Below are 26,247 nucleotides of genomic sequence, written 5' to 3'. Positions count from 1 at the left end.
AACAAAAAGTTAATGGCGGCGGCCGCTTGGAGTCAATCACTACTTCTGGCGAGGGGGTGGGAAGCGGTGAACATGGTTAAAATGCGTTAGGATTTGGCACAGTGCCGCGCGCCGGGCGCGCTTGCCCGGCGTGGCGTGTTTTCGACAAGTTGTTGAAACAAATCGATATTCTCAGGTCAGCCGATACGGTTTCCAGTCCGGTGCCTCAGCGGACGAGCGATTTCACCGCCGAAAGCATGCGCTCGATGTCCTGCGGGCGCGACAGGCGGTGGTCGCCATCACGAATAAATGTCAGCACCACGTCGTCGGCCGGAAGATGCTCGATCAGCGTCATTGCGTGACTGAAGGGCACGTCGGGGTCCTTCATCCCCTGCAGGATGTGAACCGGGCATCCGGTCTCGATCATCCCGCTCAAAACCCGGTTGTTTCGACCGTCCTCGATCAGCGCGCGGGTATAGATGTTGGGTTCCGGGCTGTACTCCGAATGCTCCTCGAAGAAGCCGCGCTCGGCGAGCGAGGTCTTCTCTTTCTCGGTGAGGTTCGGCTCGATCAATACCTGCGTGAAATCGGGCGCCGGCGCGATCAGCACCATCCCGTCGAGCTTTGGCGCGCCGGTAATCGCCGCCAATTCCTGCGCCAGCCGGAGCGCGATCCAGCCGCCCATCGAGGAGCCGACGAGGATGATGCGTTCCGGCTCGAGATGGGAAACGACGGCCATCGCCTCCTCGAGCCAGCGCGAGATCGTGCCGTCGCGGAATTCGCCGCCCGACAGGCCATGGCCGGAATAGTCGAGGCGGATGCAGGCTAGCCCGTTCTCTGCGGCCATCCGGTCGAGCTCCACGGCTTTGCTGCCGCTCATGTCGGATCGATATCCGGATAACCAGACCAGCGTCGGCCCGGCTGCGTCGCTGGCCGCGGGCCGGGCGATATAGGCGATCTCCCGCGCCGCCGATCCCTCGCCGACGGTCAGAAATTGGTGCTGCGGGGCGATATTGGCTTCGGACATGGCGGAACTCCTTTGTTTCAGCCTATAAAACAGATTCTTGACAGGCTGACAGCAGGTGATTTTTCCGCTAAAGCGTGCTAATGACTTCGTTGCAGCGATGGCGAAACACGGTCGTCCTCCTTATATAGAGGCGATCCGCTGCAGCAATCCGAAACAACGCGAGGAGAATACGACCATTCGCAGACCGTTTAAAGCCGACGCGCCCGTGAAGGATGGGCCGCGCTCGAACAGGGAAATTCGCATTCCCAAGGTTCAGCTGATCGATGCTGAAGGACAGAATTTGGGCGTCGTGGCGACCGACCAGGCCCTGAGAATGGCTGAAGAAGCCGGACTCGACCTCGTTGAGATTTCCCCCAATGCCGAACCGCCTGTGTGCAAGATCCTCGATCTGGGCAAGCTGAAATACGCCAACCAGAAGAAGGCGGCCGAGGCGCGCAAGAAGCAGAAAATCGTCGAAGTCAAAGAAATCAAGATGCGTCCGAACATCGACACGCATGACTATGACGTGAAGATGAAGGCGATGGGCCGCTTCTTCGAGGAAGGCGACAAGGTCAAGGTGACCCTGAAGTTCCGCGGCCGCGAAATGGCCCACCAGGAACTCGGCATGAAGCTCCTGCAGCAGGTCAAGGCCGACACGCTGGAGCTCGCCAAGGTCGAAGCCGAGCCCAAGCTCGAGGGACGCCAGATGATGATGGTGCTCGCGCCGAAATAAGGCGCGTCGCCACTGTTCGTATCAAAGCCGTCCGCAAGGGCGGCTTTTGTATTTTCGCCCTGGTATGGCGGGCAATCGACGCCCAAGGGGCGGGGCGAAGCGCTGCTGAAAAGATTCCGGCCCGTGCCCCGTTGCACTTTCATGACACTGCGGTTATAAGCGCGCGTCCGAACTGACCGGCAGGGCATGCCGTGGCAGTTTCGAATGCTTGCGGCACGGTTCGTCACCGTGACCGCAGATCAACAACAAACGCTCCCGCACTTGTTGCGACACCCGGGAAACCGGGATCGCGAGAAGGCTTCTTTTGAAGCGCGCCTCTTGCAGGCCAGGTGGGGGGATCAGAAACGGAGTAGCAAAATGCCCAAGATGAAGACGAAGTCCTCCGCCAAGAAGCGGTTCAAGATCACCGCGACCGGCAAGGTCAAGGCTGCAGCCGCTGGCAAGCGCCATGGCATGATCAAGCGTTCCAACAAGTTCATTCGCGATGCACGTGGCACCATGGTTCTGGCAGAACCGGATGGCCGCAAGGTCGTGAAGAATTACCTGCCGAACGGTCTCTAAGACTATTCCGCGAACGTATAGATTAAGGAGATCATGATATGGCACGTGTAAAGAGAGGCGTTACCGCCCACGCCAAGCACAAGAAGGTTCTGAAGCAGGCCAAGGGCTTCTACGGCCGCCGCAAGAACACCATCCGCGCCGCCAAGGCTGCTGTCGATCGTTCGAAGCAGTACGCTTACCGCGACCGCAAGGTCAACAAGCGCAACTTCCGCGCCCTCTGGATCCAGCGCATCAACGCTGCCGTCCGCGAATTCGGCCTGACCTACGGCCGCTTCATCGACGGCCTGAACAAGGCTGGCATCGAAGTCGACCGTAAGGTTCTCTCCGACATGGCGATCCATGAGCCGGAAGCATTCGGTGCGCTCGTTGCTGCCTCCAAGAAGGCACTCGAGTACCTGAAGGACGCTGGCACGAAGAACGAGTTTGAAGCAGCCGTCAACTAAGCCGGCGCTATTCGAACCTTCGCTTCGATGATTTGAAACCCGCGCTGGCAAGGCTTGCGCGGGTTTCGTCGTTTTACCGGGATAGGGGCGCCGTTGGTGGCGAACGATCAAGATTTGGCGAACGATCCGAGACATCCGACGACGGATCGCGACCTGCTTGCCAGGAGCGGGCTGGGCGAGGAGGACGTGCCCGTTCTCATCGCGGCCCTGCTGCGCGGCTCCAAGCGCGTCGAGCGTGTCGCTCTGTCGGGCGGCGCCGTCTGGATCAAGCGCTATGGCACCGAGCGCGCCTCGCGCTGGATGGTGCTGCAGCGCATGCTCGCCAATCTCATCCGCGCGCCGTTTCTGCGCCCGTCGCCGATTCTGGCCGACGAAGGCATGGCCGGGCGCGAGATCCGCCGCCTCGCCCAGTTTTCTTCTCATGACGTGCCGACCGCGCGCGTGATCTATTCCTCCGGCGCCGCCGTCGTCTTCAGCGATGCCGGCGATACGGTCGATCGCCAGCTCCACCATGTGCTGAACAACGACCCGGTGGCCCACGACGATATGCTCGTCCATTGCGCCGCCGAGCTTGGCCGGCTGCATGCGAAGGGGCTGTGCCACGGCAGGCCTTATCCGCGCGACATGTTCCTGAAGGACGGCCGCATCGGCTTCATGGATTTCGAGGAGGAGCCGGACCGGGTGATGCCGCTGGAGGTCGCCCAGGCGCGCGATATCTGGCTGCTCTTTTTGCAGGTCGCGACCCGCGCCAAGCTCGGCGGCGAAACCCACGACCGGGCCTACAAGGCCTGGGCCGAGGTGGCGCCGCCGGCGGCCGTTGCCGAACTGCGCAAGCTTACCGGCTTTCTCGGCGGCTTTTTGTCGGCTGCCCGGTTGATTGGCCGCGTCCACATGGGTAGTGATCTGCGACGTTTCATCGTGGCGACCAGCTATCTGAAGCATGTTTCGTGAAGTGTCCCTCAAAGACCGGGCGCCCTGAAGGCAGGAAAAGATGACCGAACTCGCAACCCTGGAAAAGCAACTCCTGTCCGATGTCGCGGCCGCCGCCGATGAACCGGCGATCGAAGCCGTGCGCGTCGCGGCCCTTGGCAAGAAGGGGTCGGTCTCCGAACTCCTGAAGACGCTGGGCTCGATGACCCCTGAAGAGCGCCAGACCCGCGGTGCGGCGATCAACGCGCTGAAGACTGTGGTGACCGATGCGATCAACGCCCGCAAGGCCGATCTCAAGAAGGCCGCGATCGATCAGCGCCTGAAGGCCGAGACGGTCGACGTCTCGCTCCCCGTCCGCTCCTCGCCCGCCGAGCGCGGCCGCATCCATCCGATCAGCCAGATCGTCGACGAGATCACCGCGATCTTCGCCGACATGGGCTTCTCGATCGCCGAAGGTCCCGACGTCGAGACCGATTACTATAACTTCACGGCGCTGAACTTCCCCGAGGGCCATCCGGCCCGCGAGATGCACGACACCTTCTTCTTCAACCCGGATGAGAACGGCGAGCGCAAGGTGCTGCGCACGCACACCTCGCCGGTGCAGGTGCGCACCATGGAAGCGCAGAAGCCGCCGATCCGCATCATCATTCCCGGCAAGACCTACCGACAGGATAGCGACGCGACACACTCGCCGATGTTCCACCAGGTCGAGGGCCTCGTCGTCGACAAGAAGGCCAATGTCGCCAACATCCGCTGGGTGCTGGAAGAATTCTGCAAGACCTTCTTCGAGGTCGACAGCGTCACCATGCGCTTCCGCCCGTCCTTCTTCCCCTTCACGGAACCGTCCTTCGAGGTCGACATCCAGTGCGACCGCTCCGGCCCGATCGTCAAGTTCGGCGAAGGCACCGACTGGATGGAGATTTTGGGCTGCGGCATGGTGCACCCGAACGTGCTGCGCGCGGGCGGTCTCGATCCCGATGAGTACCAGGGTTTTGCCTGGGGCATGGGCCTCGACCGCATCGCCATGCTGAAATACGGCATGCCGGATCTGCGCGACTTCTTCAACGCCGACGTCCGCTGGATGACCCACTACGGCTTCCGCCCACTCGACATGCCGACGCTGTTCGGCGGGTTGAGCGCGTAAGCCAATGCCAACCGTCCTTCGCTTCGAGCAGTCGAGGCGAAGGGGTTTAACGCGGGTGATCTCAAGCGTATCATGGAGGTCGTCGAAGATCACAAGGACCAGTTTGCGGGGGCATGGGATGAATTCTCCAAGTCTGTATCCTGATAACGAGCGGCCGGTGGAGGCGTGGTGCGACCCGCACGATCTTCACGTCCGGCTTGCCGACGGACGAGCGGTGAAAACCCCACTCTGGTGGTATCCCCGCCTTCTGACGGCGTCGCCGGCCGAGCGCAACAATGTCGAGCTGATGCTGGCGGGCGTTCACTGGCCTGACGTCGACGAGGATTTGTCGATCCGGGGCATGCTGGCGGGGTGGAAGTATCCCGAGGCCAAGGCTCCGGAAAAGGCGGCGTAGACCGGACGATGCCGACCTTGCTCATCTGGCATGGATACAAGTTCAGGTTCTACGCCTTGGATGTCGGCGAACCACCGCATGTCCATATCGTCAAGGACGGCAAGTCCCTGAAGGTGTGGTTGAAGAGTTTGGAAGTCGAGAAGAACAAAGGCTATAGTGATCAGGAGATCGCAAGGCTGCTCAAGGTTGCCTCCGAGCACCGGGACGAATGGATAGGCGCGTGGAATGAATTCTTTGGCGTTTGAGACCGACGATATGCGGCCCGTTCGCGCGTGGTGCCTCGATGGCGAGGTTCACGTCGCGCTCGCGGATGGGCGCGCCATCGCCACGCCTATCTGGTGGTACCCGTTCCTGTCCGAACTTGATGATAAGGCATTGAACGACATCGAATTGATGTACGAGGGTATCTGGTGGACCGCCATCGACGAGGGTATTTCGGTGAAAAGCATGTTTCTGGGCATAAAGGCCCCCGGCGCCAAGGCTCCGGAGAAGGCTGCCTAACCGAACGATTGATGATTTTTGAGACGAGAACAACACAATGAAATTCACGCTTTCCTGGCTCAAGGATCATCTTGAGACCGACGCCACACTGGATGAAATCTGCAAGCGCCTGACCGAGATCGGCCTCGAGGTCGAGGATGTCGACGACAAGGCGGCCTACAAGCCCTTCGTCATCGCGCGCGTGCTCTCAGCCGAGAAGCATCCGGAAGCCGATCGCCTGAAGGTTCTGTCGGTCGATGCCGGCCCCGATATCAACGGCGGCAAGCCGCTGCAGATCGTCTGCGGTGCGCCGAATGCGCGCGCCGGTCTGGTCGGCGCGCTGGCGCGGCCGGGCGATTATGTGCCGGGTATCGATGTCACGCTCGGCGTCGGCAAGATCCGCGGCGTCGAAAGCCACGGCATGATGTGTTCCGAAAAGGAGCTCAACATGTCCGACAGCCACGACGGCATCATCGACCTGCCCGAGGATGCGCCTATCGGCAACTCTTTCGCCGCCTACGCCCATCTCGACGATCCTGTCATCGAGATCAACCTGACGCCCAACCGTCCGGATTGCACCTCGATTTACGGCATCGCCCGCGATCTGGCCGCTTCCGGCCTCGGCACGCTGAAGACGCGCGCCGCGCCGTCGTTTGCCGTCGAGGGCGACACGCCGGTGAAGCTGACGCTCGATCTCGACGACGACAAGCTCTGCCCGGGCTTCGGCCTGCGCCTGGTGCGCGGCGTCAAGAACGGCCCGAGCCCCAAGTGGGTGCAGCAGCGCCTGACGGCGATCGGTCTGCGTCCGATCAACGCGCTCGTCGACATCACCAACTACATGACCTTCGATCAGGGTCGCCCGATGCACGTCTTCGACGCCGCCAAGGTGAAGGGCAACCTCACCGTTCGCCGCGCCAGGGACGGCGAGACGGTGCTGGCGCTCGACCAGCGCGAGTACAAGCTTGGGCCGAACAACGTCGTCATCGCCGACGAAAACGGCATCGAATCGATCGGCGGCATCATGGGCGGCGAGCATTCCGGCTGCGATGAAAACACCACCGACGTGCTGATCGAATCGGCGCTCTGGGACCCGATGAACATCGCCAAATCAGGCCGTGGCCTCGGCATCATCACCGATGCCCGCTACCGCTTCGAGCGCGGCGTCGATCCCGAATACATGGTCCCCGGCCTCGAGCGCACCACCGAACTGGTGCTCGAATTCTGCGGCGGCACGGCAGCCAAGGCCGAGATCGTCGGCTACAAGGGCTATGAGCCCAAGGTCGTCGACTTCCCCTTCTCGGAAGTGAAGCGCCTGACGGGCTTGGAAGTCTCCACCGATGAAAGCATCGAGATCCTGACCCGCCTCGGCTTCAAGGTCAACGGTTCCGGAGAGCGCGTCTCGGTCGCCGTTCCCTCCTGGCGTCCCGATGTCGATGGCAAGGCCGATCTCGTCGAAGAGGTCATGCGCATCCACGGAGTCGACAACATCAAGCCGGCGCCGCTGGAAAGCCACACCGCGATCAACGGCCGCATCCTGACGACGCTGCAGATCCGCACCCGCACCGCCAAGCGTGCGCTTGCCTCGCGCGGCATGCTGGAGGCCGTCACCTGGTCCTTCATCTCCGAGGATCAGGCCAAGCTCTTCGGCGGCGGTGCGCCGTCGCTGAAGCTGGCGAACCCGATCGCATCTGAAATGTCCGACATGCGCCCCTCGCTGCTGCCGGGTCTGCTTACCGCTGCCCAGCGCAATGCCGACAAGGGCTATGGCGACGTCGCGATCTTCGAAGTCTCCGGCACCTATGAGAACGACAGGCCGGAAGGCCAGCGCCGCGTTGCCGGCGGCATCCGTCGTGGCACCGCCTCGATGGCGGGCTCCGGCCGCATGTGGTCCAACACGGCCAAGGGCGGCGGCAAGCCGGTCGACGTCTTCGACGCCAAGGCCGATGCGCTCGCCGTGATCGAGGCCTGCGGCCTGCCGATGACCAACATCCAGGTCGAGCAGGGCGGTCCGGACTGGTACCACCCCGGCCGCTCCGGCACCGTCAAGATGGGTCCGAAGGTCGTGCTCGGCTATTTCGGCGAGTTCCACCCCTCGACGCTGGAAGCGCTCGACGTTTCCGGCGCGCTCGCGGGCTTCGAGGTCTATCTCGACGTCATGCCCGAGCCGAAGAAGAAGGCGACCCGCACCAAGCCGGCGCTGGAACTCTCGCAGTTCCAGGCCGTCAAGCGCGACTTCGCCTTCGTCGTCGACAAGGCGGTCGAGGCCGGCGCCATCATCAAGGCCGCGACCGGCGCCGACCGCAAGCTGGTCGCCGGCGTCAACGTCTTCGATATCTTCGAGGGCGCTTCGGTTGGCGAAGGCAAGAAGTCCGTCGCCATCGAGGTGCAGATCCAGCCGGTCGAGCGCACGCTGACCGACGAGGATTTCGAGGCCCTGACGCAGAAGATCGTCGCCAGCGTCACCAAGATCACCGGTGGCGTGCTACGGGGTTGATGAAATAGGGTGTGCGGCCTCGGCCTCTGGTGCGGGCAGGCAACGGCCCTACGGCCGCCGCTCGTATTGGTTTAGCGCTGGTCGCACCCCCAACTCTCCCTCATCCTCGCCCTCGTGGCGGGGATCCAGCCGCCGCGCGTCGGCGCGGCGGAGAGACTCTTTCCTGACATGCAAGAAACGTTCATTCACGTCGCGGACGCGCCGTGGCTGGATTCCTGTCACATCGCACGGGCGAAGCCTGGGCAAAGGAATGAGGGAGGAGAGTGGGCTATCGTGTAACGCGATAGAAACCTACAGGGCAGGCTCGCACCCCATCAATTGTGCAGATAATAAACCTTATTCACGATCGTCCATCGCCCCTCGATCTTCAGCATCGAGAGATAGTCGGTGAAGCGCATGCCGGCGAAGTCGTCGCTGACCTTGACGCTCGCGGCGTCGCCGACGACATCAAGCGTCTGGATGTCCATGTGCGGCTGCGTGCCTGGCGGGGCCGAGCCCTCGGCCACGATGGCGGCGATGAACTCGTCGCGGGTCGACCATTCGACCGCGCTCTCGTAATGCCCGATGACAGCGCATTTCGGATGAAACGCCTTGCGCAGCGCCGCCTCGTTGGCGAAGGTCATGCCTTCGACATAGAGATGCACGACTGCTTCTATCGCCTGCCGGTCCGTCATGGTCCGTACCTCGATCGTGTCGATGGTGAAGTATAGCGCGGAGCGCGCGACGCGCAAAGTCGTTGCGGGACTGTGGTGACTTTAATGCGTGGATGGGTAGAGCGTGGCCAGGGCGGTGCCGATCAGTTCCTCGGCATAGGCCTGCGCGGTCGATGAGGCGTTGTCGGACAGGCCCATCTCGTCGCATTTGTTGCCGACGGCCTCGCGGATCAGGTGCAGGATACCGCGCCCCATCTTCCCGCCATCCTCGCCGGATGTGTCCAGAACCAGCGCCAGCGAGGTCATCACCACCACTTCCAGCACGAGCATGCGTCCTCTTATGTCGGACAGGCCTGGATCGGCCGGCCCTTTGTCCTTGGCATCAGGCATGGGGTTCCCTTCCTCTCAACGGAAAGTTTACCTAGTGCTAATATGCGCGAGGAGAAGACCCAAAGTTGAACAAATCGATATGGCCGCCATGATCTGTGGTTGGATCTCGCGCGCGAAGCATGAAATCGGGTTGCGCGATGAAGGTCCGCGCGAAAGGATGAGGGTCTCGAACGCGGGGAGGCCGTACATGAAGAAGCCGGGATCGATGAAGGCACTGGAGGATATGGGCCGGGCGCGGTTGTCGAGGAATTTCTTCCTGCGCGATTTCCTGCATTCCGAGATCGCCGATTTCCATCGCATCCCGAATATCCCGGATGATCCGGATCTGGCGATCGAAACAGGCAGGAGGCTGTGCGACGAGCTGCTGGAACCCCTGCAGGAGACCTTCGGGCGCTTGCACATCCGCTCCGGCTACCGCTCGGCGGCGGTCAACCGCTTCGGTAATCTGAACAAGCTCAACTGCTCCACCAACGCATCCACGGCCGCCCACCACATCTGGGACATGCGCGACGCGGATGGCTACATGGGTGCCGCGGCCTGCGTCGTCGTTCCCTGGGTGGTCGATCGCTATCATGCGCTCGAGGACTGGCAGCGGCTCGCCTGGTGGATCCACGACCATCTGCCCTACGCCTCGCTCTGCTTCTTCCCGAAATTATGGGCCTTCAACATCCAGTGGCACGAACGCCCGCGCCGGGTGGTCCAGAGCTACGTCAGCCCGCGCGGCATCCTCACCAGGCCCGGGATGGAGAATTGGGAGGGCGAGCATTCCGAGTGGTACGAGGGTTTTCCGCCGTTGCGGGGTGCGTGACGCCGGGGATCGTTCGAGGGAGAAAGATCCATCCACGTCTCCGGGCATGCGACATGAATGGGCGACTTGCGTGCTGGTAAGCATCGAGAATTGTCTGTTCGGCACCGTCCGACATCAAACCCCACCAAACAGAAATGCCGCCAGACGCATCACGCCGGCGGCATCCTTATCAGCGCGAGGCAATTAGCCCCGAACCCTCATTCCCACTCGATCGTGCCCGGCGGCTTGCTGGTCACGTCGTAGACCACGCGGTTGATCCCGCGCACTTCGTTGATGATGCGGGTCGCGGCGCGGCCGAGGAATTCCATGTCGTAGTGGTAGAAATCCGCCGTCATGCCGTCGACGGAGGTCACGGCGCGCAGCGCGCAGACGAATTCGTAGGTGCGGCCGTCGCCCATGACGCCGACGGTCTGGACCGGAAGCAGCACGGCGAAGGCCTGCCAGATCGCGTCGTAGAGACCGGCCTTGCGGATTTCGTCGAGATAGATGGCGTCGGCTTCGCGGAGAATCTCCAGCTTTTCGCGGGTGATGCCACCCGGGCAGCGGATCGCCAGGCCCGGGCCCGGGAAGGGGTGGCGGCCGATGAAGCTGTCGGGCAGGCCGAGCTCCTTGCCGAGCACGCGCACTTCATCCTTGAAGAGCTCGCGCAGCGGCTCGACGAGCTGCATGTTCATACGTTCAGGGAGGCCGCCGACATTGTGGTGCGACTTGATCGTCACCGACGGGCCGCCGGTGAAGGAAACGCTTTCGATCACATCGGGATAAAGCGTGCCCTGGCCGAGGAAGTCGGCGCCGCCGAGCTTCTTGGCCTCTTCCTCGAAGGTCTCGATGAACAGGCGGCCGATGATCTTGCGCTTGGTCTCCGGGTCGGAAACGCCCTCGAGCTCGCCGATGAACTTGTCGGCGGCATCGACGTGGATCAGGTGCAGATTGTAGTGCTCGCGGAACATGGCGACGACATTGGCCGCCTCGTCCTTGCGCATCAGGCCGTGGTCGACCAGCACGCAGGTCAGCTTGTCGCCGATCGCCTCGTGGATCAGGAGGGCGGCGACCGAGCTGTCGACGCCGCCGGAGAGCGCGCAGAGCACGCGCTTGTCGCCGACCTGCTTGCGGATCTCGTCGACCGCCTTCTGGCGGTAGGCAGACATCGACCAGTCGCCCTTGATGCCGGCGATGTTGTGAATGAAGTTGCCGATCAGCTTGGCGCCGTCGGGCGTATGGACCACCTCGGGGTGGAACTGCACGCCGTAATACTTGCGCTTCTCGTCGGCGATGAAGGCGTAGGGTGCGTTCGGCGAGGTGGCGACCACCTTGAAGCCTTCAGGCAATGCCGTGACGCGGTCGCCATGGCTCATCCAGACCTGGTGGCGCGAACCCTTGGACCAGAGGCCTTCGAACAAGGCGCTGTCTTCATCGACTTCAAGGAAGGCGCGGCCGAATTCGCGGTGATGGCCGCTCTCGACCTTGCCGCCGAGCTGCATGCACATGGTCTGCTGGCCGTAGCAGATGCCGAAAACCGGAAGGCCGCTATCGAAGATGATCTGGGGTGCGCGGGGCGAACCCTCGTCGACCGTCGAGGCCGGGCTGCCGGACAGGATCACGGCCTTCGGCTTCAGGCTCTTGAAGCCTTCTTCGGCGGACTGGAAGGGAACGATCTCGCAGTAGACGCCCGCTTCGCGCACGCGGCGCGCGATCAGCTGGGTTACCTGGCTGCCGAAATCGACGATGAGAACGCTGTCGGGATGTGCTGTCTGGGTCATGGCGAGCCTTTAATGAAAAGCACCCGGTCTTGCAATGCGGGAAATCCGCCGCCGCGGGATTTTATTGCATCGATTGTCCCGCTCTCGCAGGGCCTGGAGGCGTTTTTCGGGCATAAGAAGCCCTAGAACCAGAATACCCCATCCTCCAGCGCCGTGAACAGGCTGTCGGTGGCGTCGGAAAGCTTGCGGTCGATCACATGCAGATATTCGGTCCAGCCGGAAATGTGCTGCAGCTCCTCGGCGCCGTCGGAAATCCCGCGCAGGCCGATCAGCGGCAGATTGTAGGCCTGGCAGGCGCGCAGGATGGCGAAGGTCTCCATGTCGACCATGTCGGCATCGATGCCGGCATAGGCCGCGCCCGAGACGATATTGGCGCCGGTCGACAGCGTCGCTTCCGCGACACCGGGGATGCGCAACGGCAGGTCGATCACGGCAGGCAGGTCGAGAAACGGCGTGCGCCCCTTCTCGAAGCCGAGCGGCGAGGCGTCCATGTCGCGATAGGAGACAGACGTCACCTGATAGACGCCCGTCTGCTCGAGCCTGGCGGAGCCGGCCGAACCGAGCGAGACGACAAGCTGCGGCAGCTCGCCCTGATGCTCGAGGGCGGCGAGCGTGCGCGTCAGCACCACGGCGGCCTCGACCGGGCCGACGCCCGTCATCAGCGGCTCGAAGCGCGAGCGCAGGAAGGGGCCGTATTCGGCCTCCGCGGCCATCACGAACAGGATGGATTTCCCCGCGACCGATTTCAGCTCGAACGTCATCCGGAAATTCCCTCTCGGCCGCGTATGATCATCATGGTGCTGGTCATCGAGGCGATCAGCTTGGCGGGGCCGTCGCTGATCGCGTAGCCGCGCCCGTCGGCGACGATGATGTTGGAGCCCGGCTTGGTGATCTCGCCGCGAAACAGGAAACGGTCGCCGCGCCCCGGCGACATCAGATTGACCTTGAACTCGATGGTCAGCACCGAGGCGTCGGGGTCGATGACGCTGTAGGCGGCAAACCCGCAGGCCGAATCCAGCACGGCTGAAATGATCCCGGCATGCAGGATGCCGTGCTGCTGCGTCAGCTTCACGTCGAACGGCAGCTCGATCTCCACCATCGCCCGCTCGACGCGCGTCAGTTCCGCGCCGATCGTGTGCAGCGCCGCCTGGCGCGAAAAATTGGTCTGGATGCGGTCGCGGAAATCGCCGCTGTCGGTGTTGGTCATCTGTCTGCCCTCGTGCGAGCCGGAAAGTGCCATGCTGCGCCGCGTCAGACAAGCGCAATGGATCGGAGCCGGTACGATTGTGCACTCAACGCCGGTGGCCGGACGTGTTAGATCGTGCGGGTGGGGAGGATGGAGAGGAGGAGGGGATAGCATGGTGCAGGTGAGGCGTTACACGGCGGACGATTGCGACGACACGATCGCGATCTTTCTCGCGGCGATCCGCGAGGTGGCGTCGCGTGATTATAGTCCGGCCGAGATCGACGCCTGGGCGCAGGTCGAGGATCGCGCCGCCTGGGCCGAACGCCGCGCCAGCCGGCCGACCTTCATTGCCGAGCGCGGGGGACACCCGGTCGGCTTTTCCGATCTGGAGCCCGACGGCCATCTCGACATGATGTTCGTCCATCCCGCCCATCATGGCATCGGCGTTGCCAGCCTGCTGCTCGCGAAGGTCGAGGAGGAGGCGAGGAAGAAGGGCATCGGCCGCATCTTCACCGAGGCAAGCCTCACCGCGCGGCCCTTTTTCGAGCGTCGCGGCTTCACCGTCATCGCCCGCCAGAGCGTCGAGAAACGCGGCCAGCACCTCACCAATTTCCGCATGGAAAAGTATCTCGCGGAGACCGCCTTCAGTTGAGATAGACGATCGAGGCGTTGAGCAGCGTCGCGAAGGAGACCCAGGCGAGGTAGGGCAGGAAGAGCAGCGCCGCGATCCGGTCGGCGTTCCAGCGGTTGCGGATGAAGGCGATGATCAGCGCCAGGAGGGCGAGGATGACGACCAGCGCCACCGGCGGCATCCGCAGGCCGAAGAAGAATGGCGACCAGAGAAAATTCGCCACCATCTGCCCCGCCCAGATCAGCATGCCCACGGAGAGGTTGCCGCGCATCCAGGTCCGCGCGCCGGCGAGGCCGATCAGCACGTAGAGCAGCGTCCAGGCCGGCGCGAACACCCAGTTGGGCGGGTTGAAGGGCGGCTTGGCGAGCGATTGGTACCATTCGCCCGGAGGATTGCCGATGCCGATGACCAGACCGCCGCCAAGCGCGATCGCAATGAAGATGATGGTGGTAAGGGCTTTGTTCATGCCGCTGAGATAGGGCGTGGCGACCGCCTTCGCCAGAGCCATATCGCATGCGATTCAACCAAACGTGCGATGATCGCGATTGCCGGGCGGACGCCTCCGTCGGCGCCGGGCGGAAAGCATGGTCACACGCGTCGTGACGGCGCGATCCTGACGATGTGCTGGTCCCAGGCGACGTTGCTGCGCTGGCCGAGGAAGTCGCCGCCGTAGGAGGAGACGGCGAAGCCGCCGGCTGCCGGCGCGATGCCGGCCGCGTCGGGCACGAGCGCCTCGCGCAGCACCCGGCCGGTTATGGCATCGATCGTCACCGAAGCCCCGCCCTTCGGCGATGTCACGCCCACCAGCCCGTCCTTGCGGTTGACGGCGATGGCGCCGACATAGTTGGCGAGCCTGCGGGTGGTCTCTTCGGGGAGATCGACGAAGCGCAGGTCCTCGCCCTTGGCGAAGGAGCCGACCAGTGGCGGCAGGTCGTTGCGGCGGCCCTCGTACTGGCAGGCGAACCAGATGCGGCCGCTGTCGTCGATATCGACATGGCGCGTCGAGACCTGCGCCCACTCGGCGGGCAGCGTGTGCTTTTCGATCAGCGTCCCGGTGGCGGCGTCGACCAGCGTCAGCGATGGCTGCATGTTGCCGAGGTTGAGCTTGGTGCGGCCGAAATCCGGATGCGTCTCGATCCCGCCATTGGCGACGACGAGCATCCGACCGTCGTCGCTGACGGTCATGTCATGCGGGCCGACGCCATAGGTCTCGAACTCGCCGATCCGCTCGAAACGGCTTCTGGCGTCGTAAAGCCCGATCATGCCGCGATTGCCGTCGAAATCGTTCTCGCTGGCATAGAGGATGCGCCCGTCGGGCGAAAACGCGCCGTGTCCGTAGAAATGCCGGTTCTCGGCGGCGGCGATCACGATCGGCTCGGCTTTCGCCTGCGGGTCGAAGATCATCGCATAGGTGCCCGGCCGCCGCGCGAAGGCGACGGTCCGGCCCGTGGCCGTGCTGAAGGCCATGCCGTGCGAGCGCGCCGGCAGCGCCACCTGATCGATGATCTCGCCGCGCTCGGAAACCGTCGCGACCGCGAAGGATCCGTTCGCCTGCCGCATTCCCGAGGCATAGACGGCGTCGGCGCGCTCGAGCGCCATCAGCGCGCGCGGCTGCAATGCCGAAAGGAAGGTCAGCCCGGCGGCCTTGACGAAGCTGCGCCGGTCGATCGCCGCACTCCTGATCATCGTTCAGTCGCCGTCGGAGAAGGAGAAGCCGGCCGAAAGGCCGATCGCCGCGCCGTAGTCGTCGCTGATTGTCGTCACCAGCTCGCGCGTGTCGATCAGCAGCTGATCGAGCTTGGCGCGCTCCGCGTCGCTGGTCGCGGCCTCGATATCGGGGTTGAGCTTCGGCACGGTTTCGATAATTGCCTTCAGCTTGGCGTCGATCGCGTCGGCGACGGATTTCTTGTCCGATGGCAGAAGATCGGCCATCTGGGCTTTCTGCCACAGCGTGCGCAGCGCTTCCAGATTCGACGTCATCGACTTCCAGGTGTTCTTCGAGCGCCAGTAGATCGCCATCTTCGGGCGCGGCGTCGCGTCCTTGCCTTTGTAGAATTGCTCCAGCCGCTGGTCGCGGACGTTCTCGGCGCCGTGCACGAGAATGCCGAGCAGTGCCGTCACGGCTTCCTTGTTGTCCATGAAGTCGGCGCTCTGCGGACCCGGGTGCTTCCAGCTCGCCTGGATGCCGTCGGGCTTCTCCCAGGCGGCGACCACCTCGGCCGCCTCGCGCTGGATGTTGCCGGCGACGGCGGCACCGTAGAGGCAGCGGAAACCGCCCTTCTGGCTGGTCAGATCCTCCGAACCCGTGCCGTAGAGCACGTATTCGAGCGCCGTCAGGCCCTGCAGCGCCACGCTCTTGGCGGCGATCGCGTCCACCGTCGTATCCTTGGGGTCGGCCTTGGCGATCAGCGTCTGCACCTGCCTCAGGCCCACGCCCTTGCGATCCGGGTAGAACAGGATGTGCTCGAAAAGATTGTCCTGAATGACCGGGCCGATCTGCACCATCTCGATGCCGGACCAGTAGCGGATGATGTCGTCGAAGGCCGACTTCGCCTTGTCGAGGCTGGCGGGCGTGCCCTTGTCGCAGAGGTCCTTCATGGCTGTCGTCAGCCGCGCCGCCGATTGCTGGGCGTTGCGGTATCCCGGGCGGATCACCTCGTCGACCGCGCGCTGCATGACGGGAAGCACGGCATCCTCGTTCAATCCGGCCGGAGCGCCAGCCTGGCCTGCCGGAGCGACGGTCTGGCCGGCCTGGGCAGGAGCCTGGCCCGTCTGCGGTGTGGCGGTCTGGGCCGCGGCGCTGGAGGCAAGGGCGAAGGAGAGAACCAGAGGGTACCAAAGGCGCATCAAAGAGACTCCAAAAACGTAATCAGTGCCTGTCTGCTGTCGGCAGGCAGGGAGGCAAATGCGTCGCGCGACTTCTGTGCTTCGCCGCCGTGCCAGAGAATGGCCTCGGTGAGGTTTCTGGCCCGGCCGTCATGAAGGAAAAAGCTATGTCCGCTGACAGTCCTGGTGAGACCTATACCCCATAGCGGCGGCGTGCGCCATTCACGTCCGCTTGCAAAACCAACCTGTTGCCCATCGGCAAGCCCTTCGCCCATGTCGTGCAGCAGGAAGTCGGAATAGGGCCAGATCAGCTGGAAGGACTGCGCCTTGTCGGCGCTGTCGCGGCGGGTGACGAACTTCGGGACATGGCAGGCCGCGCAGCCGCTGTCGTAGAAGACCTTCTTGCCGTTGAGCGTCTCGGGAAAACTCGCCTTGCGCCGCGCCGGCACGGCGAGATTGGCGGAATAGAAGGTCACCAGGTCGAGGATCGGCCCCGGCGCTTCCTCGTTTCCGAGCCGCTTCTGCACGCCGTCGGGCATGTCCCGGCAGGTGCCCTGCGCCTCGGTACAGTCGCCATACGCCGCCGGCCGGTCGGGCGTGGAGATGCCGATATCGCTGGCAAAGGCATCGGCGCTCTGGTCGCGCACGCTCGCGTTCTGCGCCTTCCAGCCGAAGCGGCCGAGCGCCGGCTTGCCGGTGCGGTGGTCGCGAACGATCGCCGCCTTGCCGGAAATGCCGTCGCCGTTGCTGTCGTCGGGATCGGCATTGGCGAGGATATCGGCCTCGGGAATGGCCTCGATCAGCCCGAGCCCGATCATCGCCGGCGCCACGCGCGGCGAGATCGTCGTGGCCGGGTCGAGCGGCCCGTAGCCGGGATTGTCGACGGAGTAGCGCGGCCGCCGCAGCGATACGATCTCGCCGCCGGCAAGCGTCACCGTCTCCTCGGTGTACTCGATCTTCATCTTCCCCTCGGAGGGAAGGCCCGCTACCGCGCGATCCTGCAGCTGGCGGCCGTAGACCGGATCGGGGAAGTTGAGGATCTCGGCATTGGCGATGGCGCGTTCCTCCTCGGCCGTCCTGGCCGGCCGCGCCAGCCGCAGGAACATCGAGGCAGTGTTGGCGCCGGCCTCCGGCGGCCGGCCGCGCCCGTCATTGACGTGGCAGTTCATGCAGGAGCGGGCGTTGAACAACGGCCCCAGCCCGTCGGAGGCGAGCGTCGAGGACGGGGCGGAAACCCAGAGTTTCTTGAAGAGCGCGTTGCCGAGCTTGAACGGCTGCTCCTCCTCGAAGGGAATGGTGGCCGAGATGCGCGAGAAGGCATCCTGCGTCACCGGATCGATCGACGTGGCGCCGCCCGCCTGCATCGCCTCGTAGGGCTCGGCCTTGGAAAAATCGGTGGTCGGCCGCGTCACCTCGGCGACGCGTTTGGCGTCCGCTTGCGTGAGATCTGTGCGTTTCGTCGGAAAATCGAAGCCGGCCGCAAGCGCGACGGAGATGCCCGCGATCGTGGCGCACGCGAGGGCGCTGAAGAGAAGACGGCGGGCCGGGAAAGGCGACATCAGGGGTTCGGGCCGCCTCGATGACGAGGCGGCCCGCCTTTTCTTATTGGAAGACCGCGCCAGGGTTATCCAGGCTGTCGGAACCCTGCAGCTTGATCGTGCCGAGATCGAGCGCGGCGATAACGCGCTGGATCGACTTCGTCTGGTCGATGAGGCCGTCGATGGCGGCCTGAACGACGGCGTTGCCCTTCTTGTTGCCTTCGGCGATCATCTGGTCGTACTTCTCGACGTTCTGGCCGCGCTTGGCCATGATCGCCATCGCCTTCATCGTCGTGTCGAGCTTGCCCTGCATTTCCGCGTCGAGCTTCTTGTCCTTGGCGGAGACGAGATCGTGCAGCGACGGACCCTTCATCTTCGTGCCGTCGGCGCGCGTATAGTTGCCCGTATAGGCGGTGACGATCCCGACGGCGTCGTTGAGATGCGAGTTGTAGGTGTTGTCGGAGAAGCAATCCTGCTCTTCTTCGGGATCGTTCAGGATCAGGCCGAGCTTCATGCGTTCGCCGGCGAGCTCACCATAGGAGAGCGAGCCCATACCGGTCAGGATGGCGACGAGGCCGGCCTTCGGATCGGCTTCGACCTGCTTGGTGGCCTCGCCGTCGGGCGTCCACTTGTCGACCATTTCCTGCAGGTCGGAGACCAGAAGCGTCGAGGTCGACTTCAGATACTCGGCGCGGCGGTCGCAATTGCCGTTCGTGCACTTCTTCAGGTCGTAGTCGGTGGCCGGGCGGTTGCCGGCGCCAGGGCCGGTCCCGTTCAGGTCCTGGCCCCAGAGCAGGAATTCGATGGCGTGATAGCCGGTCGCCACGTTGGCGTCGACCGCGCCGGCGCTGGCCAGCGTGCCGGAGAGAAACTCGGGCGTCAGCTTCGACGCGTCGACATCCTTGCCGTCGATCTTGATCGTCTTGTTGGCGATCACGTTGGCGACGTAAAGCGCGTTCTCGTCGCTCTCGGTGCCGTAGGACGTGTCGACATAGTCGATCAGGCCCTCGTCGAGCGGCCAGGCGTTGACCTTGCCTTCCCAGTCATCGACGATCGGGTTGCCGAAGCGGTAGACTTCGGTCTGCAGGTAGGGAATGCGGGCCTTGATCCAGGCGGCGCGGGCGGCCTGCAGCGTCTTGTCGGTCGGATCCTTCAAGAGCGCGTCGATCGCGACGTCCAGCGCCTTGGCGGTGATCAGCGAATCCTCGTACTTCGCATGGGCGACTTCGGTGTAGTATTTCACAACGGCGGCAGCGTCCGGTGCCGCGTAAGCGGGAATGGCGGACAAAGCGGTTGGGGCCACCGCCAGCGCCAGGGCTGCGCAGAAATTCCTGTTGAGTTTCATGGGATCCTCTCCTGTGACGGGCCTCCCGTATGACGCCCGGCGAAAATGTCTTCGCGCAAAAGAAAACCGGTGTCAAACACTCTAGTTTGGAATGGTTTTAAGGAAACGAAATCCGCCGAAAGGCCGTCAAATCGAAATCGAATTGCTTGGAAAATGGGCGATATGTGAGTAATCACTGTGCATCTGCATAAACATTGTCCGGATCGACCGCGCATGCGCCGACACATCAAGCATTTCACCCATCGCCATGAGCCGAAGGGTACCGTTCACCTCCATCTCAAATCCGGCATCGGCGCCATGATCGGCATGGCCTCGGTCGGCGCGTTGACCGTGTTGACAGGCATTCCGCTGTTGATCGCGCCCTTCGGCGCCACGGCCGTGCTGATCTTCGGTCAGCCGAAGAGCCCGCTCGCGCAGCCGGCCAACGTCATCGGCGGCTACCTCCTGGCGGCGCTGATCGGCGGCTTGGCGGTCTTCCTGTTCCCGGGGCTGTGGTGGGTCGGCGCGATCGCCGTTGGGCTGACCATCGCCGGCATGCTGATGTTGCGCGTCACCCATCCGCCGGCCGGCGCCGTGCCGCTGGTGGCTTTCGGCTCGCATATGGGCGGGCCCATGCTGTTTGTGATCGTCGGTTTCGGCAGCGCGCTGTTGATCGCGATCGCCGTGCTGCATCACCTGATCCCGCCGCGGCATCAATATCCGCTGCGGGCTCCGCACTGATCAAGGCCTGCTGTCTGGGCCATCCGGCCCGGTCGTTCGATCAGCCCCTGCGCTTCATCCGGCAGAAGAAGAATCCATCCGTATCGGTCGATGCGGGCGTCAGCGTGATCGTCTGGCCGTCCGAGGAGCGCGGGCGCGGGCTGTTTTTGCCGAAGAGCTGATCCCAGCCCTCGAGCGCGCCCGAAATCTCGAACTCGGGATTTGCGGCGGTAAACGCGCGCACCTGATCCTCGTTTTCCTGCGGCAGCACCGAACAGGTCACGTAGATCAGCTCGCCGCCGGGGCGCACATAGGCGCTTGCCTGCTTCAGCGCGTCCTGCTGCTGCGCGGTGCGCTCGTCGAGGTTCTTGGCGGTCAGGCGCCATTTCGTATCCGGGCGTCGGCGCCATGTGCCGGTTCCCGTGCAAGGCGCGTCGACCAACACCTTGTCGCAGCGATCCTCGAGGTTCTTCAGCGCCTTCGGATTGTCGTGCACCTGGACGTTGCGGGTCCCCGCGCGCTTCAGCCGCTCGATGATCGGCGCCAGCCGCTTGCGGTCGGCGTCATAGGCGTGGACCTGGCCCTTGTTGTGCATCGCCGCCGACATGGCGAGCGTCTTGCCGCCGCCGCCGGCGCAGTAATCGAGCACCTGCTCGCCATCCTGCGGCAGCACCAGGTCGGCCACGATCTGCGATCCCTCGTCCTGAACCTCGAACCAGCCTTTTTGGAACGAAAGCTCCGCTGTCACGTTGGGAAGACGGGAGGCTCCTTCGCCGGCGGCGATCCGGATGCCGTAACGCGCGATGTTTGCCTCCTGCGCGCCTGATCTTTCGAGCGCCTTGACGGCCTTTTCGCGGGTGGCCTTCAGGATGTTCGCACGGAGATCCAGCGTCGGTCGCTCGGCGAGCGCCTGTGCCTCCCTGAGCCAGGTGTCGCCGAAGGATTTTTCGAAGGTGGGCTGAACCCACTCCGGGATATCGCCCTGAATATGGGAAGGAGCGTCCTTGAGATCACGGGAGTGAAAGGCCGAAAGTGTTGCCACGGAGAGTGCTGCTGGCGCGAACTTATCATCGGCAAGCTCGGCGGCGAGTGTCTCGGGCGTGAAGCCCCACTGGCGGAACATGACGGCATGGGCGATCGCCGATGCGCTGTCGTCGTCCATCAGCCAGGCGTGCGAGAGGCGCATGCGAAGCGCGTCGTAGACGATGTTGCCGATCGCGGCGCGGTCGCCGGAACCGGCGAACCGATGCGCGAGCCCCCAGTCCTTGAGGGCATCGGCGACAGGCCGTCTGCGGGCATCGATGTCTTCAAGAACCGAAATCGCCCCTTCGAGCCTACCGCCCAATCGCATTCACAACGCTCCTATTGCCTGGATCAATGCCGGACCCTTAAAGGCCGGCGGCTTGTGAACGATCCGCAGGAAGCGCGACAGACGCAGCGGATGGTACACAAGTCTCAACCGCGTGGTATCCGCGATTGGCGGCAAGAGCAAGCGGTGCCTTATGTTCAGGCTCAGCCGATCACTTCGTAGCAGACCTTGGCTGTGCCGCTGCTGACCATGCCGATATTCTGCGCGGCGGCACGCGAAAGATCGAGAACGCGGCCGCGGATGAAGGGACCGCGATCGTTGACGCGGACGACGACGCTGCGGCCGTTGTTGCGGTTGGTGACCTTCAGCTTCGTGCCGAAGGCGAGCGAGCGGTGCGCGGCAGTATTGATGGTCGGGTTCATGCGTTCGCCGGAAGCGGTTTTGGAGTGAAGTGCGTACCACGACGCGCCACCGCAACCATTTGCAGCAAAACCTTCCATCGGAAGGATCGTAGAAGAGGCTGCTATAGTTGTGACGGCGATAATAGAACGGCAGATTTTCTTCAAAACGGGGTGTCCCTCAACTGTTAAACCTACGCCTTGTGGGCGGCGGGGGCTTAAACCGGTCGAAAAGTGGCAGAAAAGTGCCCCGACCGATCACGGAATGTTACATTTTGAAATATATGTGATGAGCCGGCGAAATGATTCGAACCGTCGTCAAGCGGTTTCGAATGAAAAAAGCACAATTGAATCAAGTAAAATTAGAACTTTTTTTGCAAGCAACCGTTCGCGACTCTCGCGATCACAAAAATCACGAAAATAATTTTGCGCGAGCGTCATAATTCTTGCCGCATTTGGGCAATTTCCAAGGCTTGCGCCCAAATTTCGCGCCAAATTTTAACGAAATATGCCGCGAGTAGGAAATTCCTACCAATTCATCGCATGCGATATGACAGCTGAAAGGACCTGCGGCCTCAGCCGCGCCAGCGCTCGTCCTGCAACAACTGCGCGAGTGATTGCGGATAGGTGGGGAACGCCAAGCTGAAGCCGGAGGCCTTCAGCTTGGCGTTCGAAACGCGCTTGTTCTCGCCATAGAAGGAGCGCGCCATCGGCGTCAGTTCGGCGGTTTCGAAGGCCTGTTCCGGCGGTGGCTCGACGCCCATGAGGCGGGCCGCCTCGACGATGACATCCTGCGGCGGGCCGGGGCGGTCGTCGGTGACATTATAGATGCCGCCAAGTTTGCGGTCCGAGAGGAACCGCGCGCTGGCGCCGATATCCTCGACGCGGATGCGGTTGAACACCTGATCCTTCTTGATCAGCCGCCGCGCCGTGCCGCGCGCCAGATTGACGAAAGCGTTGCGACCCGGACCGTAAATGCCGGACAGCCGCAGCACGGCCGCGGGAATGCCGATCCTGCCGCCGATGCCGACCCACGCCGCCTCCGCCTCCAGCCGCTCCCTGGAGCGACCCGAGACCGGCACGCAGGGCGTTTCCTCGCTCACCCAGTTGCCCTTGTGGTCGCCATAGACGCCGACGGTCGAGAGATAGCCGATCCAGGAAAGCGCGGGCATGAGCGTCTGGATGCGCTCGCCGGCAAGCCTCAGCACAGGATCACCCGCCTCGCGCGGCGCGATCGACTGTACCAGATGCGTGGCCGAGCGCATGGCATCAACAAGTGTCTCGTCGAGCGTTTCGCCGTCGAACACGAAGGCCTCGATGCCCTGGGCGCGCAAAGCCGCCGCCTTCTCTTGCGAGCGTGTGGTGCCGGACACGCGGAAACCGTCGGCCATGAACGCCCTGGCGATGGCGGTGCCGGAATAGCCGCAACCGAAAATCACAAGATGCATCACGCCGCTCCCGCCAGTCTCCACTCGTTCAGCACATCGCTGTCCGACTCATCCTGCGGCCTTTGTGCCGCAAAGCGCTTGAATTCGCCAGCCTCCATCAGCCGCGACAGCGCCCAGATCGCCATGGCGCGCACCACCGGCGAGGCGTCGGAGGAAAGCGAGAGACAGGCATCGACCAGTCCGCGATCGCCGGAGTTGCCGGCCGCGATCAGCACGTTGCGCACGAAGCGGTCGCGGCCGATACGCTTGACCGGCGAGCCGCTGAAGAAGCCGCGGAACGTGGGATCGTCGAGCGCAAGCAGCGCGGCGATCTCAGGCTCCCGCAGATCCTCGCGCGCCTTCAGCTTCATTTCCGAGGCGGCGCTGGCGAACTTGTTCCACGGACAGGCCGCCAGACAGTCGTCGCAGCCATAGATGCGGTTGCCGATCAGCGGCCGGATCTCGGGATCGATCGGCCCCTTGTGTTCGATCGTCAGATAAGAGATGCAGCGTCGCGCGTCGATTTGGTAAGGCGATGGAAAGGCGGCCGTCGGGCAGGCGTCCAGGCAGGCCCGGCACGAGCCGCAATGATCGATCTCCGGCGCATCGATCGAGAGATCGGCCGTGGTGAACATCGAGCCGAGAAACAGCCAGGAGCCGTGCGCGCGGCTGACGAGATTGGTGTGCTTGCCTTGCCAGCCGAGCCCGGCCGCGGCCGCCAGCGGCTTTTCCATCACCGGCGCGGTATCGACGAACACCTTCACGTCCTCGCCGGCGCGCGCCGCGAACCGCGTGGCGATCTCCTTCAGGCGGCCCTTGATGATGTCGTGATAGTCGCGGTTGCGCGCATAGACCGAGATCGCCGCCTTGTCCGGCTTGTCGAGAATACCGCGCGGGTCTTCCTCGGGGCCGTAATTCATCGCGAAGACGACGACCGATTTCACGTCGCTCCACAGCGCGCGCGGATCGCCGCGCCGCTCGCGCGTTTCGGCCATCCACTCCATCGTCCCGTGCCTGCCGGCATCGATGAACTGGCCAAGACGGTCCTTCGCCTCGGGAATGCTGTCCGGACGGGTGATCCGACAGAGGTCGAAGCCGAGCGCCTGCGCATGCGTCTTGACGAAGGCGGTCAGCGTGTCGCGGCGTTTGTCTTCCTTGGTCTGCGCGGATCGTTCGGGCATGAGAGGCCCCGTCAGAAATCCAGGTCGGCGTAGTGCGAAACAGGGGTCAGGCCGCGCACGCGCTCGGTGAGCAGCGGCCGGAACGACGGACGCGACTTGATGCGCTGGTACCATTCCTTGACGACGGGCGATTCCGACCAGTCGATCTCGCCGAGATAATCGAGAATGGAGACCGACGAGGCGGCCGCGAGATCAGCATAACTCATCCGGTCGCCGGCCAGCCACTGGCGCGAGCCGGAAAGCCAGGTCAGATACTTCATGTGCTGGCGGATATTGGCGCGCGCCGTGCGCAGGATCTTCGAATCCGGCGCGCCGCCGCCCTGATCGGCCGTCATCTGCAGCTTGTAGACGCGCTCGCGGGCGAGCGGCCGGGTCACGTCGGTTTCCATCTTGACCATGAACCACTCGGTCAGACGCCTGATTTCGGCGCGCTGGAACGGGTCCTCGGCCAGGAGCCGCCGGTCGCGCTTCAACACGCCGTGCGTCTCGTCGAGATACTCGGAGATCACGGTGGACCCGCAGAGCGCGCGCATGCTGTCGTCGACATAGACGGGCAGCGTGCCGGCCGGGTTGAGCGCCAGGAAGTCCCGGCGCTTCTCCCAGGTCTGCTCTTCGATCAGGTCTGCCTGATAGCCATACTCCGTCAGGATCAACCGGACGAAGCGTGATGAGGATGACATGGGGTGGTGATAGAGCGTGGGCATCGAGACTCGGATTTTTTGATGGCTGGGGTGCACGTCGCAGGGACGCGATGATTATAGCGCCCTAGTCATGACTCATTCGTTGAAGCTATAGAAGTTTGGCCCCTCCAACACAAGCGAGTCGGGCCGCCGAAACCCTGACGAAGGAAATCGACCTCGCCCAAAAATCGCCGACAACCGATCAGAGGTTCTCGTCGCATCCTCGTCTGGTGAAAATCAGTGTCGTTCCTCCCGGCGACACAGTGCAATTCACGTCCGACCGAACCCAAAGCGGAGACAATTGATGGATTACATTAACGCGATAATCCTAGGCATAGTCGAAGGCATTACCGAGTTTCTACCGATTTCAAGCACCGGCCACCTCATCATTGCGGAGCAATGGCTCGGCCAGCGATCTGATCTTTTCAACATCGTCATTCAGGCCGGCGCCATCCTCGCCGTCACGATCATCTACTGGCGCCGTATCATGACGCTCCTGCTCGGCTGGCGGGACGCGGACAATCGCGCCTATCTCGGCAAGCTCATCCTTGCCTTCCTGATCACCGCCATCCTCGGCCTGATCGTCAAGAAGCTCGGCTTCGAGCTGCCAAGCACGGCAACGCCGATCGCCTGGGCGCTGATCATCGGCGGTATCTGGATGATGGTTGCCGAATGGCTCGCCGCCCGCCGCCCGCCGCACAAGGAGATCACCTGGCTGGTCGCCATCCTGGTTGGTATCGCTCAGGTCGTCGCCGGTGTGTTTCCGGGCACCTCGCGCTCCGCCTCGACGATCTTCGTCGCCATGCTGGCCGGCACCGGCAACCGCGCAGCGGCCACGGAATTCGCCTTCCTCGTCGGCATTCCCACGATGTACGCCGCAAGCGCCTATGAGCTGGTGAAGACATTCAGGGATGGTGGCGCGGCCAATGAGGACTGGACCGCTCTCGGCATTGCCTTCGTCGTGTCGACGATCGTTGCCTTCGTCGCCGTCAAATGGTTGCTCTCCTATATCCAGAGCAACAAGTTCACGGCCTTCGCGATCTACCGCATCATTCTCGGCGCCATTCTTCTGGGCATGGCATCGATGGGTATGATCGCCTGATCGGAGAGAGCCAACGCTCTCGATCAAAAAAAGAAACCGGCGCGAGAGCGCCGGTTCAGACTGCTGACAAACCCCTGGCTCTGGCTGGGGGTTTGTGATTCACTGGGACATGTTGAAGAAACCTGCTCCCGAACAGACGGCTCTCGAGAT

29 protein-coding genes are annotated in these 26,247 nt (G+C 63.3%); 13 read left to right on the top strand and 16 right to left on the bottom strand.

The genetic code is table 11. The features are described from left to right. Positions 1-205: 205 nt before the first annotated feature. Positions 206-1,006, bottom strand: coding sequence for an alpha/beta hydrolase (locus tag GGQ67_RS21645; RefSeq protein WP_183902196.1), 801 nt, complete (start codon positions 1,004-1,006; stop codon positions 206-208). Positions 1,007-1,181: 175 nt separating this feature from the next. On the opposite strand from GGQ67_RS21645, the gene infC reads away from it, so the two are divergent. The 9 genes from infC (at position 1,182) to pheT (ending at position 8,164) form a co-directional block, all read left to right on the top strand. After that, positions 1,182-1,718 (top strand): translation initiation factor IF-3, encoded by a 537-nt coding sequence (gene infC, locus GGQ67_RS21640; RefSeq protein WP_183902223.1) that lies wholly within the window; start codon positions 1,182-1,184, stop codon positions 1,716-1,718. A 357-nt stretch (positions 1,719-2,075) separates the two neighbouring features. Further along, positions 2,076-2,279 carry a 50S ribosomal protein L35 gene (gene rpmI, locus GGQ67_RS21635; protein ID WP_007813308.1) on the top strand — a complete coding sequence of 68 codons (204 nt, stop codon included), beginning with the start codon at positions 2,076-2,078 and terminating at the stop codon, positions 2,277-2,279. 38 nt (positions 2,280-2,317) lie between these two features. Next, positions 2,318-2,722, top strand: coding sequence for a 50S ribosomal protein L20 (gene rplT, locus GGQ67_RS21630; protein WP_183902195.1), 405 nt, complete (start codon positions 2,318-2,320; stop codon positions 2,720-2,722). Between the two features lie 96 nt (positions 2,723-2,818). Next, positions 2,819-3,673: a BUD32 family EKC/KEOPS complex subunit gene (locus tag GGQ67_RS21625; RefSeq protein WP_343056537.1), complete on the top strand. Its 855-nt coding sequence runs from the start codon at positions 2,819-2,821 to the stop codon at positions 3,671-3,673. A 40-nt stretch (positions 3,674-3,713) separates the two neighbouring features. Further along, positions 3,714-4,796 carry a phenylalanine--tRNA ligase subunit alpha gene (pheS, locus tag GGQ67_RS21620; RefSeq protein WP_183902194.1) on the top strand — a complete coding sequence of 361 codons (1,083 nt, stop codon included), beginning with the start codon at positions 3,714-3,716 and terminating at the stop codon, positions 4,794-4,796. 118 nt (positions 4,797-4,914) lie between these two features. After that, positions 4,915-5,190: a DUF2442 domain-containing protein gene (locus GGQ67_RS21615; RefSeq protein WP_183902193.1), complete on the top strand. Its 276-nt coding sequence runs from the start codon at positions 4,915-4,917 to the stop codon at positions 5,188-5,190. A gap of 8 nt (positions 5,191-5,198) precedes the next feature. Then, positions 5,199-5,435, top strand: a complete 237-nt coding sequence (locus GGQ67_RS21610) for a DUF4160 domain-containing protein (protein WP_183902192.1) — start codon at positions 5,199-5,201, stop codon at positions 5,433-5,435. Next, complete coding sequence (locus GGQ67_RS21605) at positions 5,416-5,691, top strand: DUF2442 domain-containing protein (RefSeq protein ID WP_246400259.1); 276 nt, start codon at positions 5,416-5,418, stop codon at positions 5,689-5,691. The genes GGQ67_RS21610 and GGQ67_RS21605 overlap by 20 nt, the downstream gene beginning before the upstream one ends. Before the next feature lie 37 nt (positions 5,692-5,728). After that, positions 5,729-8,164: a phenylalanine--tRNA ligase subunit beta gene (pheT, locus tag GGQ67_RS21600; protein WP_183902191.1), complete on the top strand. Its 2,436-nt coding sequence runs from the start codon at positions 5,729-5,731 to the stop codon at positions 8,162-8,164. 314 nt (positions 8,165-8,478) lie between these two features. Here the strand turns inward: pheT and GGQ67_RS21595 are convergent, their stop codons facing one another. Together GGQ67_RS21595 and GGQ67_RS21590 are read right to left on the bottom strand one after the other, a co-directional pair. Further along, positions 8,479-8,838 carry a nuclear transport factor 2 family protein gene (locus GGQ67_RS21595; protein ID WP_183902190.1) on the bottom strand — a complete coding sequence of 120 codons (360 nt, stop codon included), beginning with the start codon at positions 8,836-8,838 and terminating at the stop codon, positions 8,479-8,481. Between the two features lie 81 nt (positions 8,839-8,919). Further along, positions 8,920-9,207: a hypothetical protein gene (locus GGQ67_RS21590; RefSeq protein WP_183902189.1), complete on the bottom strand. Its 288-nt coding sequence runs from the start codon at positions 9,205-9,207 to the stop codon at positions 8,920-8,922. A 187-nt stretch (positions 9,208-9,394) separates the two neighbouring features. Between GGQ67_RS21590 and GGQ67_RS21585 the strand changes: the two genes are divergently transcribed. Then, the gene (locus GGQ67_RS21585) at positions 9,395-10,015 is read left to right on the top strand and encodes a hypothetical protein (protein WP_183902188.1); all 621 of its coding nucleotides are present in this window, start codon (positions 9,395-9,397) and stop codon (positions 10,013-10,015) included. Positions 10,016-10,212: 197 nt separating this feature from the next. Here the strand turns inward: GGQ67_RS21585 and guaA are convergent, their stop codons facing one another. The 3 genes from guaA to GGQ67_RS21570 all read right to left on the bottom strand — a co-directional run bounded on the left by guaA (position 10,213) and on the right by GGQ67_RS21570 (position 12,982). Beyond that, positions 10,213-11,775 (bottom strand): glutamine-hydrolyzing GMP synthase, encoded by a 1,563-nt coding sequence (gene guaA / locus GGQ67_RS21580; RefSeq protein ID WP_183902187.1) that lies wholly within the window; start codon positions 11,773-11,775, stop codon positions 10,213-10,215. Between the two features lie 122 nt (positions 11,776-11,897). Continuing rightward, positions 11,898-12,536, bottom strand: coding sequence for a 5'-methylthioadenosine/S-adenosylhomocysteine nucleosidase (locus GGQ67_RS21575; protein ID WP_183902186.1), 639 nt, complete (start codon positions 12,534-12,536; stop codon positions 11,898-11,900). After that, positions 12,533-12,982 carry a PaaI family thioesterase gene (locus tag GGQ67_RS21570; RefSeq protein ID WP_183902185.1) on the bottom strand — a complete coding sequence of 150 codons (450 nt, stop codon included), beginning with the start codon at positions 12,980-12,982 and terminating at the stop codon, positions 12,533-12,535. The genes GGQ67_RS21575 and GGQ67_RS21570 overlap by 4 nt, the downstream gene beginning before the upstream one ends. A gap of 151 nt (positions 12,983-13,133) precedes the next feature. Here GGQ67_RS21570 and GGQ67_RS21565 point away from each other — a divergent pair, with 151 nt between their 5' ends. Further along, complete coding sequence (locus tag GGQ67_RS21565) at positions 13,134-13,613, top strand: GNAT family N-acetyltransferase (protein WP_183902184.1); 480 nt, start codon at positions 13,134-13,136, stop codon at positions 13,611-13,613. On the opposite strand, the gene GGQ67_RS21560 is transcribed toward GGQ67_RS21565, so the two are convergent. The 5 genes from GGQ67_RS21560 to GGQ67_RS21540 all read right to left on the bottom strand — a co-directional run bounded on the left by GGQ67_RS21560 (position 13,606) and on the right by GGQ67_RS21540 (position 19,301). Further along, a complete protein-coding gene (locus GGQ67_RS21560) occupies positions 13,606-14,058 on the bottom strand; it encodes a TspO/MBR family protein (RefSeq protein WP_183902220.1) in 453 nt (150 codons plus the stop codon). The two genes, GGQ67_RS21565 and GGQ67_RS21560, sit on opposite strands and share 8 nt — an antisense overlap. Before the next feature lie 122 nt (positions 14,059-14,180). Then, the gene (locus tag GGQ67_RS21555; RefSeq protein WP_183902183.1) at positions 14,181-15,278 is read right to left on the bottom strand and encodes a DUF1513 domain-containing protein; all 1,098 of its coding nucleotides are present in this window, start codon (positions 15,276-15,278) and stop codon (positions 14,181-14,183) included. 3 nt (positions 15,279-15,281) lie between these two features. Next, on the bottom strand, positions 15,282-16,439 hold the full coding sequence (locus tag GGQ67_RS21550) for an imelysin family protein (protein ID WP_183902182.1): 1,158 nt from the start codon (positions 16,437-16,439) through the stop codon (positions 15,282-15,284). Next, the gene (locus GGQ67_RS21545) at positions 16,439-17,977 is read right to left on the bottom strand and encodes a di-heme oxidoreductase family protein (RefSeq protein WP_183902181.1); all 1,539 of its coding nucleotides are present in this window, start codon (positions 17,975-17,977) and stop codon (positions 16,439-16,441) included. The genes GGQ67_RS21550 and GGQ67_RS21545 overlap by 1 nt, the downstream gene beginning before the upstream one ends. A gap of 43 nt (positions 17,978-18,020) precedes the next feature. Then, positions 18,021-19,301 carry an imelysin family protein gene (locus GGQ67_RS21540; protein WP_183902180.1) on the bottom strand — a complete coding sequence of 427 codons (1,281 nt, stop codon included), beginning with the start codon at positions 19,299-19,301 and terminating at the stop codon, positions 18,021-18,023. 213 nt (positions 19,302-19,514) lie between these two features. On the opposite strand from GGQ67_RS21540, the gene GGQ67_RS21535 reads away from it, so the two are divergent. Continuing rightward, positions 19,515-20,021 (top strand): HPP family protein, encoded by a 507-nt coding sequence (locus tag GGQ67_RS21535; protein ID WP_183902179.1) that lies wholly within the window; start codon positions 19,515-19,517, stop codon positions 20,019-20,021. A gap of 40 nt (positions 20,022-20,061) precedes the next feature. On the opposite strand, the gene GGQ67_RS21530 is transcribed toward GGQ67_RS21535, so the two are convergent. The 5 genes from GGQ67_RS21530 to GGQ67_RS21510 form a co-directional block, all read right to left on the bottom strand. Continuing rightward, positions 20,062-21,351, bottom strand: coding sequence for an RsmB/NOP family class I SAM-dependent RNA methyltransferase (locus GGQ67_RS21530; RefSeq protein WP_183902178.1), 1,290 nt, complete (start codon positions 21,349-21,351; stop codon positions 20,062-20,064). Positions 21,352-21,512: 161 nt separating this feature from the next. Further along, positions 21,513-21,875, bottom strand: coding sequence for a septal ring lytic transglycosylase RlpA family protein (locus GGQ67_RS21525; RefSeq protein WP_183902177.1), 363 nt, complete (start codon positions 21,873-21,875; stop codon positions 21,513-21,515). Positions 21,876-22,282: 407 nt separating this feature from the next. Next, positions 22,283-23,155, bottom strand: a complete 873-nt coding sequence (locus GGQ67_RS21520; protein ID WP_183902176.1) for an SDR family oxidoreductase — start codon at positions 23,153-23,155, stop codon at positions 22,283-22,285. Continuing rightward, a complete protein-coding gene (queG, locus tag GGQ67_RS21515; protein ID WP_183902175.1) occupies positions 23,155-24,315 on the bottom strand; it encodes a tRNA epoxyqueuosine(34) reductase QueG in 1,161 nt (386 codons plus the stop codon). Before queG ends, GGQ67_RS21520 begins: the two co-directional genes overlap by 1 nt. 11 nt (positions 24,316-24,326) lie before the next feature. Next, positions 24,327-25,019, bottom strand: a complete 693-nt coding sequence (locus GGQ67_RS21510) for a glutathione S-transferase family protein (protein ID WP_183902174.1) — start codon at positions 25,017-25,019, stop codon at positions 24,327-24,329. Between the two features lie 280 nt (positions 25,020-25,299). On the opposite strand from GGQ67_RS21510, the gene GGQ67_RS21505 reads away from it, so the two are divergent. Then, positions 25,300-26,097, top strand: coding sequence for an undecaprenyl-diphosphate phosphatase (locus tag GGQ67_RS21505; protein ID WP_183902173.1), 798 nt, complete (start codon positions 25,300-25,302; stop codon positions 26,095-26,097). The last annotated feature ends 150 nt before the right edge of the window (positions 26,098-26,247 follow it).

This window comes from Rhizobium metallidurans (assembly GCF_014196505.1).
In the GTDB taxonomy this organism is placed as follows: domain Bacteria; phylum Pseudomonadota; class Alphaproteobacteria; order Rhizobiales; family Rhizobiaceae; genus Rhizobium; species Rhizobium metallidurans.
Note: the sequence above shows the minus strand (reverse complement) of the source record. Positions and strands in the feature narration are given on the sequence as shown.

Coding starts and splice junctions, on each gene's coding strand:
- GGQ67_RS21550 (WP_183902182.1), bottom strand. CDS start 16,439: ATGCGCCTTTGGTACCCTCTGGTTCTCTCCTTCGCCCTTGCCTCCAGC.
- guaA (WP_183902187.1), bottom strand. CDS start 11,775: ATGACCCAGACAGCACATCCCGACAGCGTTCTCATCGTCGATTTCGGC.
- queG (WP_183902175.1), bottom strand. CDS start 24,315: ATGCCCGAACGATCCGCGCAGACCAAGGAAGACAAACGCCGCGACACG.
- GGQ67_RS21615 (WP_183902193.1), top strand. CDS start 4,915: ATGAATTCTCCAAGTCTGTATCCTGATAACGAGCGGCCGGTGGAGGCG.
- GGQ67_RS21610 (WP_183902192.1), top strand. CDS start 5,199: ATGCCGACCTTGCTCATCTGGCATGGATACAAGTTCAGGTTCTACGCC.
- GGQ67_RS21530 (WP_183902178.1), bottom strand. CDS start 21,351: ATGCGATTGGGCGGTAGGCTCGAAGGGGCGATTTCGGTTCTTGAAGAC.
- GGQ67_RS21505 (WP_183902173.1), top strand. CDS start 25,300: ATGGATTACATTAACGCGATAATCCTAGGCATAGTCGAAGGCATTACC.
- GGQ67_RS21510 (WP_183902174.1), bottom strand. CDS start 25,019: ATGCCCACGCTCTATCACCACCCCATGTCATCCTCATCACGCTTCGTC.
- GGQ67_RS21570 (WP_183902185.1), bottom strand. CDS start 12,982: ATGACCAACACCGACAGCGGCGATTTCCGCGACCGCATCCAGACCAAT.
- GGQ67_RS21560 (WP_183902220.1), bottom strand. CDS start 14,058: ATGAACAAAGCCCTTACCACCATCATCTTCATTGCGATCGCGCTTGGC.
- GGQ67_RS21590 (WP_183902189.1), bottom strand. CDS start 9,207: ATGCCTGATGCCAAGGACAAAGGGCCGGCCGATCCAGGCCTGTCCGAC.
- GGQ67_RS21565 (WP_183902184.1), top strand. CDS start 13,134: ATGGTGCAGGTGAGGCGTTACACGGCGGACGATTGCGACGACACGATC.
- GGQ67_RS21555 (WP_183902183.1), bottom strand. CDS start 15,278: ATGATCAGGAGTGCGGCGATCGACCGGCGCAGCTTCGTCAAGGCCGCC.
- rpmI (WP_007813308.1), top strand. CDS start 2,076: ATGCCCAAGATGAAGACGAAGTCCTCCGCCAAGAAGCGGTTCAAGATC.
- pheS (WP_183902194.1), top strand. CDS start 3,714: ATGACCGAACTCGCAACCCTGGAAAAGCAACTCCTGTCCGATGTCGCG.
- GGQ67_RS21545 (WP_183902181.1), bottom strand. CDS start 17,977: ATGTCGCCTTTCCCGGCCCGCCGTCTTCTCTTCAGCGCCCTCGCGTGC.
- GGQ67_RS21535 (WP_183902179.1), top strand. CDS start 19,515: ATGCGCCGACACATCAAGCATTTCACCCATCGCCATGAGCCGAAGGGT.
- GGQ67_RS21605 (WP_246400259.1), top strand. CDS start 5,416: ATGAATTCTTTGGCGTTTGAGACCGACGATATGCGGCCCGTTCGCGCG.
- GGQ67_RS21540 (WP_183902180.1), bottom strand. CDS start 19,301: ATGAAACTCAACAGGAATTTCTGCGCAGCCCTGGCGCTGGCGGTGGCC.
- GGQ67_RS21595 (WP_183902190.1), bottom strand. CDS start 8,838: ATGACGGACCGGCAGGCGATAGAAGCAGTCGTGCATCTCTATGTCGAA.
- pheT (WP_183902191.1), top strand. CDS start 5,729: ATGAAATTCACGCTTTCCTGGCTCAAGGATCATCTTGAGACCGACGCC.
- GGQ67_RS21575 (WP_183902186.1), bottom strand. CDS start 12,536: ATGACGTTCGAGCTGAAATCGGTCGCGGGGAAATCCATCCTGTTCGTG.
- rplT (WP_183902195.1), top strand. CDS start 2,318: ATGGCACGTGTAAAGAGAGGCGTTACCGCCCACGCCAAGCACAAGAAG.
- GGQ67_RS21520 (WP_183902176.1), bottom strand. CDS start 23,155: ATGCATCTTGTGATTTTCGGTTGCGGCTATTCCGGCACCGCCATCGCC.
- GGQ67_RS21585 (WP_183902188.1), top strand. CDS start 9,395: ATGAAGAAGCCGGGATCGATGAAGGCACTGGAGGATATGGGCCGGGCG.
- GGQ67_RS21645 (WP_183902196.1), bottom strand. CDS start 1,006: ATGTCCGAAGCCAATATCGCCCCGCAGCACCAATTTCTGACCGTCGGC.